The following is a 5,129-nucleotide window of genomic DNA, read 5'->3' on the forward strand; positions in this document are numbered from 1 at the left end:
ACGAGCAGTACAGTGACTATGGGGCTATAGCTGCATGAAACTGTCCGAAGTGTTGTAAAGATCAAGTGAAGGGGTGTATTTTCGTAGAAAGAAAAGAATTGGATTTTGATTTGAGGGTGGTGGGATAGAAGGTGTTCTCATACAGACTGACGTATAGCGCCTAAGTAGGTGGAAGTTAGGAATGTATGATTTTGAATCTTCAAGCGATATATTAGTTGGCAGGTTAGTAACCTGCCCAGGGATATTTCTATCTGGGGTGGGTTTGCATATTGTATAGCTCTGCCAGAAGGTTGCAGGACGCAATGTGTGTCGATTTGTTAGGAAATTTGAATTTCATTATTAATATCACATCTTTAATTTAACTTTTAGTAAATCGTTTACCGGGTACTCTTTTTCAAGAGGGATGCGGCTGTTTGCGGTTTTTAGGTCCCCACTTTTTACCAGCTGGTATATTTTTTGGGAAAAGTCGGTGATATCGGTGATTTGTTGAATCCACTCATTGACATACAGTGATACCGCTTCATTGGATAGGCCGATTTGAATGGCTCGGTGGGCCTGGGGTTCTAAGTGCAAATTTCGCTCAGGATCCCACTGGATACGTACAGGCGTGGTTTTTTTAATTTCTAGCCATGTGTCTTTATCAAATTGTTCACCAGAGGGATGGCTAAGCAGGCTATGCTGTAGGGCCCATTCAAAACCAGATCTTGAGATATCAATTGCCAGAATACGATTTTGCCCGCTATCTTTTTCTCCCCAACCGGAGCGGTACATCATCCATAAAAATGAGGGTTTAATCCAGGTCATACGAGCCATTTTAAAGGGGGGGGATATAAATGTACCCCGCAACAGTGCAGAGTTTGCAATGGTGCTGCTATAGGCCTGATAGACGCGAATGGTATCGTCATTATAGCTAGCGCGTATTTGGCGTGTTGGGACCATCATTATGTAACTCCTGGATAACTTAGGTTTTTGATTTCTCTTAGGCTGGCATTTGGGTCGCCGCTTTTTATTACCTTCAAAAAAGTAGTGCTCATTCCTTAAATCGAAGTCCGTCTGCCAGTAATGTCACCATACGCTGTACCTGTCTGGAAGAATCCTCTGAAGATGACATTGCCAGCCTGGCTATCCCCCCGAGCAATTCGTCAGCTTCAATATCCGAGCGAACTTCGCCTGAATCGATCGCTGTATCGAGAACTTGTTTCAGCATGGGTCTTAAGTGTTGGTCGAAGTAGCTGGGCAGGGATTCAAAAGCCGGGTCGCCGGAGTGCAGCACCTCAGACAGGCCTCGTTTGGTGGCAAAAAATAGTGCAAGGCGTTGCATGCACATAGCGAGGGCCGGGAAGGGCTGAAGCTTCACTACTTTAGCCCGAACTTCTTCGTTGCAGCTATCAATTTCCCGCCGAAAAACTGCGGCGATCAGGTCTGCCCGGTTTGGGTAATGCCGATACAAGGTGCCTACGCCAACTCCAGCTTTGCCCGCGATCTTACGCACGGGCGCATCCACTCCAGAGATGGCAAAAACCTCCTTCGCTGCCTGAAGTAGGGCGTCTTGATTGCGTAGGCTATCGGCGCGTTTTGTGCGGCCTTTGGGGGAGCCTATATCGGACGGGTCTGATTTACTCATGGTTCTCTCTTGTAAAGCGGAGCATTGTTCCGTATATTGTTTCGGAACGTTGTTCCGATTTTGCCATAGTGCCTGGGTGGCGCCAATGGCTGTTTTACTGTGTATGCCTGGAGGCACGAATGATTGATTAACCCGTTGCACTGATTACCGGGGCGAATAGGGGAATTGGACTGCAAATAGCAAAAGATCTTGCCGCAAATGGCATTTTCGTCTTGGTTGGCACACGTGAACAAGATCAGGGGAGGCTTGCTGTTAATGCAATTGGTGAGAACGCCGGGTGGCTCCGGCTTGATGTGACTGACGACCGAAGTATCCGAGATGCGGCCGATACAATTCTTAGTGAATTTGGTTGCTTGGACATCTTGGTTAATAACGCCGCGATTAGCCATGCCGGCAAAGATGGAACGCCTTTGGTGGAAATTGGCAAGAGAACAAAGCTCAGTACAGTTTCTTTAGAGGAGGTACGTTCAGTATTTGAAACCAATGTATTTGGTGTTATTGCGGTTACCCAGGCCATGCTGCCATTGCTCAAGTTGTCACCGGCAGCAAGGATAGTCAATGTATCCAGTGGTGCGGGATCGCTAGGCAGTCATTCCAATCCTACAAATCCTGCGCGCTCAATGTTTGGCACTTATTCTATTTCTAAAACGGCGGTCAACGCAGTGACAGTGGCTTTTTCCATCGACCTTGAAAAATCCAATATCAAAGTTAATGCGGTTTGCCCGGGATTCACTTGTACGGGCCTGAATAATTTTGAGGGTTCACAAACGGTAGAGCAGGGTGCACGGGAAGCGGTACGTATTGCTCTCTCGGGCGCCCAAGGGCGCTCTGGCACCTTTTCGAGCTTTGGTGGACCCATGTCTTGGTAAAAAAGGTTCTCTTTATAACCCGGTCTGTTTTTTCTTTGTAAACCATTTTCAATTCAACTCTATTGGCAGAATGTCATTATTCTGGGGAAAAAATCAATGAAATCTATAAATTCAGTCTCAGCCAAAATCGAGAGTAGGCGGGAGGCTTTTATAACTTTCGATTCTGTATCCCTTTCTGATAAGAAAAGGGGGCAGACGCTTAAAGTGCGTATTACTGCGCCGGTAGCGGGTAATGATCTGCCCATCGTTATTTTTGCTCACGGATATCAATCGCCATCATTTGGGTATGCACCGTTGGTTGAATATCTGGCTTCTAGCGGGTTTGTTGTGTTGCAGCCTATATTTCTTGACTCCAGTTCTTCAGGGCTGTCTCTTGATGATTCGCGCACCTCGGAGATTTGGCAGTATCGAGTGTCTGATATGACCAATACACTGGATCAACTGGATCGTATAGAAAAGACGGTTCCATCACTGCAAGGGCGTCTGGATAAGGAGCGTATAGTGGCTATTGGCCATTCCTACGGCGCGCAAACGGTGGGAATGCTATTGGGGGCTCGGGTATTAGGTGCGGATAACAAACCAGGTCTGGATATGTCTGATGTACGTATTAAAGCTGGTGTTTTGCTCTGTGCACCGGGCATGGGTGGAGAAAATTTATCTCCCTTTGCCGCGGAGCACTTTTCCTTTATGAATCCCAGTTTTACTGAAATGGTTCATCCCAGCTTGGTTGTAGCTGCGGATCAGGATGATTCCCCATTAAGTATCCGCGGGCCGGACTGGTTTACCGATGCTTTTACGTTAGGAGTGGGCGCTGAGTACCTATTGACGCTCACCGGGGCCAAGCATTTACTCGGTGGAATCAATGGATATGGTGTCATCGATAGGGAGGATAATAACCCCGATCATATAGCCGTTCTTCAGGTGATGATCACTGCCTATTTGCAGAAAAAACTTTATGGGGAGGAGGCTGCCTGGAGAGCTGCGTTGGCAGTTCTGTCGACCACGGAGTGTGCCGTTGGGCGCATAGATGAAAAGCCACCTGTCCAGTAATTGGGGTTGGGCGGCGTATTCCAGTGATGTGGCGAGTAAGTATTGCCGCAGTCGATCCATCCTACTGGCGGCTCCGCCTAGTTATCAAAAGCAAGTGGCGGGCTATGGTGTATGAATTGTCCATTTGATTGTTGAGAGTGGCCTTGCGTACAGGTTGAGCATGTATCTATTTGATCTGTTACCGGTATTTCCCCGCTTTGGTTGATCGCTGGGGTTGCTAAAGGCATGGCTCCCCATTTTTGTAAATCCTACCTGGGCTTATTTTTCCCTCTAAATTGAAACTCGTGATGTATGGTTGTATTTAGTACTAATGTGAATCGATAAATAACTTACTTTGAAGGTTTTGCTGTGTGTCTTGTGTCGCGTTTTCTATGTTGTCTGATGATGGTGTTGGCTTTCTGCGCCGAAGAAGTAAGAGCCGATTTAGGCAAGAAAAAACTGAGGGTAGGAATAACTGAGGATATCCCTGGGCTGGCATACAGGAACCCAAAATCTGGTGATATAGGAGGCTTTGAACCCAATTTGGCTAAGGCAATTGGGGAGAAGTTATTTGGCGAGCCCGGTCATGTAGAGCTAGTTCGTGTATCGGACAAGGATCGGGTTAAAGTACTTCAAGAGGGTACCGTAGATATGGTGGTATCACAATTTACGATTACACCAGAAAGGAGGGCAAAAGTAGCTTTTTCAATTCCTTATTATGAAACCGGTGAGGGACTGCTTGTACCTAAAGGAAGTAAAATAGAAGACCTTGCCGATTTGCAAGGGAAGCGAATTGCCGTCACCAAAGGTTCCTTATCTCTAAAGCGTATGCGCTCAGCTATTTCATCTTTGGACGGGGCTAGTTTGATTGTTGTACCTACAAGCTCGGCAACCCTTGAAGCTCTAAGAAGTGGGAATGCAGATGCTGTCTCAAACGATATTATTAATTTGGTTCTACTACGCGAAGCTTCGGCCTATCCGACCCAATATAAGCTCGTTGATATTAGCGGAGAGTTTGATGAAAAACCTTTCGCTATTGGTGTAAAAAAAGGTAATCAAAAATTGCTCAATCAGCTCAATATGGCGATTGAGAGTTTAAGGGAGAGTGGCGAGATAGATAAGTTGTTGAGTAATGCGATGAAAAACCTCAGGAAATCCAAAGATGAAAATAGCGACATCTAGATTTCGTATGAAATTTTTTGTGGGTTTTTCCTGGCGGGATAAAATATCAGATCTTTACCTGTTGTTTTTTTTCTTGCAGCCAATATCTGGGTTGTACCTTAGCTGAGTATTTCACTCATTTTTTATGCGATTATCAGGTATTGAGCATTGAATGTGGTCGGTGTGTTAGTTGAGTGATTAATCACCGAGTGACCCTGAAGCTCTAAGGGTTTGTTCGACTTCTTTGGCAATCGCAAGCAGCGTCAAATCACCGCCAGGCTGTCCGTCCAGTTCCAGACCTGCGGGCAGGCCTTTTGCGCCGCCCCCAATAGGAATTGTAATTCCTGGAGCACCACAGACTGCAGTCGCGGCATTATTTCTTGTGTAAGCACTCAATACTTCGGACAGTTTTAGGGGGCGAAATAGGTAGGAACCAAGGCCGGATA

General features: G+C 46.3%; 5 protein-coding genes and 1 pseudogene. 3 read left to right on the top strand and 3 right to left on the bottom strand.

Features of this window, described 5'->3' with window-relative positions; translation table 11 throughout:
- Nucleotides 1-345 precede the first annotated feature (345 nt).
- Nucleotides 346-942, bottom strand: a complete 597-nt coding sequence (locus tag MO867_RS20350; RefSeq protein ID WP_252472507.1) for a DUF4291 domain-containing protein — start codon at nt 940-942, stop codon at nt 346-348.
- An 88-nt stretch (nt 943-1,030) separates the two neighbouring features.
- Nucleotides 1,031-1,624 carry a TetR/AcrR family transcriptional regulator gene (locus MO867_RS20355; RefSeq protein WP_252472509.1) on the bottom strand — a complete coding sequence of 198 codons (594 nt, stop codon included), beginning with the start codon at nt 1,622-1,624 and terminating at the stop codon, nt 1,031-1,033.
- A 143-nt stretch (nt 1,625-1,767) separates the two neighbouring features.
- Between MO867_RS20355 and MO867_RS20360 the strand changes: the two genes are divergently transcribed.
- From MO867_RS20360 to MO867_RS20370, 3 genes are all read left to right on the top strand, one after another.
- Nucleotides 1,768-2,493, top strand: coding sequence for an SDR family NAD(P)-dependent oxidoreductase (locus MO867_RS20360; RefSeq protein ID WP_309143322.1), 726 nt, complete (start codon nt 1,768-1,770; stop codon nt 2,491-2,493).
- A 96-nt stretch (nt 2,494-2,589) separates the two neighbouring features.
- Nucleotides 2,590-3,543, top strand: a complete 954-nt coding sequence (locus MO867_RS20365) for an alpha/beta hydrolase family protein (protein WP_252472510.1) — start codon at nt 2,590-2,592, stop codon at nt 3,541-3,543.
- Nucleotides 3,544-3,924: 381 nt separating this feature from the next.
- On the top strand, nt 3,925-4,704 hold the full coding sequence (locus MO867_RS20370; RefSeq protein ID WP_252472512.1) for a transporter substrate-binding domain-containing protein: 780 nt from the start codon (nt 3,925-3,927) through the stop codon (nt 4,702-4,704).
- Nucleotides 4,705-4,881: 177 nt separating this feature from the next.
- On the opposite strand, the pseudogene MO867_RS20375 reads toward MO867_RS20370, so the two are convergent.
- Nucleotides 4,882-5,129 (bottom strand): annotated as a pseudogene (locus MO867_RS20375) (hypothetical protein); the annotation flags it as partial.

The sequence above is a fragment of the Microbulbifer okhotskensis genome (assembly GCF_023895975.1).
GTDB classification, from domain to species: Bacteria; Pseudomonadota; Gammaproteobacteria; order Pseudomonadales; family Cellvibrionaceae; genus Microbulbifer; species Microbulbifer okhotskensis.

What these genes read in the sequence shown, in the direction of transcription:
- MO867_RS20350 (WP_252472507.1), bottom strand. Translation starts at nt 942, where the DNA reads ATGATGGTCCCAACACGCCAAATACGCGCTAGCTATAATGACGATACC.
- MO867_RS20355 (WP_252472509.1), bottom strand. Translation starts at nt 1,624, where the DNA reads ATGAGTAAATCAGACCCGTCCGATATAGGCTCCCCCAAAGGCCGCACA.
- MO867_RS20365 (WP_252472510.1), top strand. Translation starts at nt 2,590, where the DNA reads ATGAAATCTATAAATTCAGTCTCAGCCAAAATCGAGAGTAGGCGGGAG.
- MO867_RS20370 (WP_252472512.1), top strand. Translation starts at nt 3,925, where the DNA reads ATGATGGTGTTGGCTTTCTGCGCCGAAGAAGTAAGAGCCGATTTAGGC.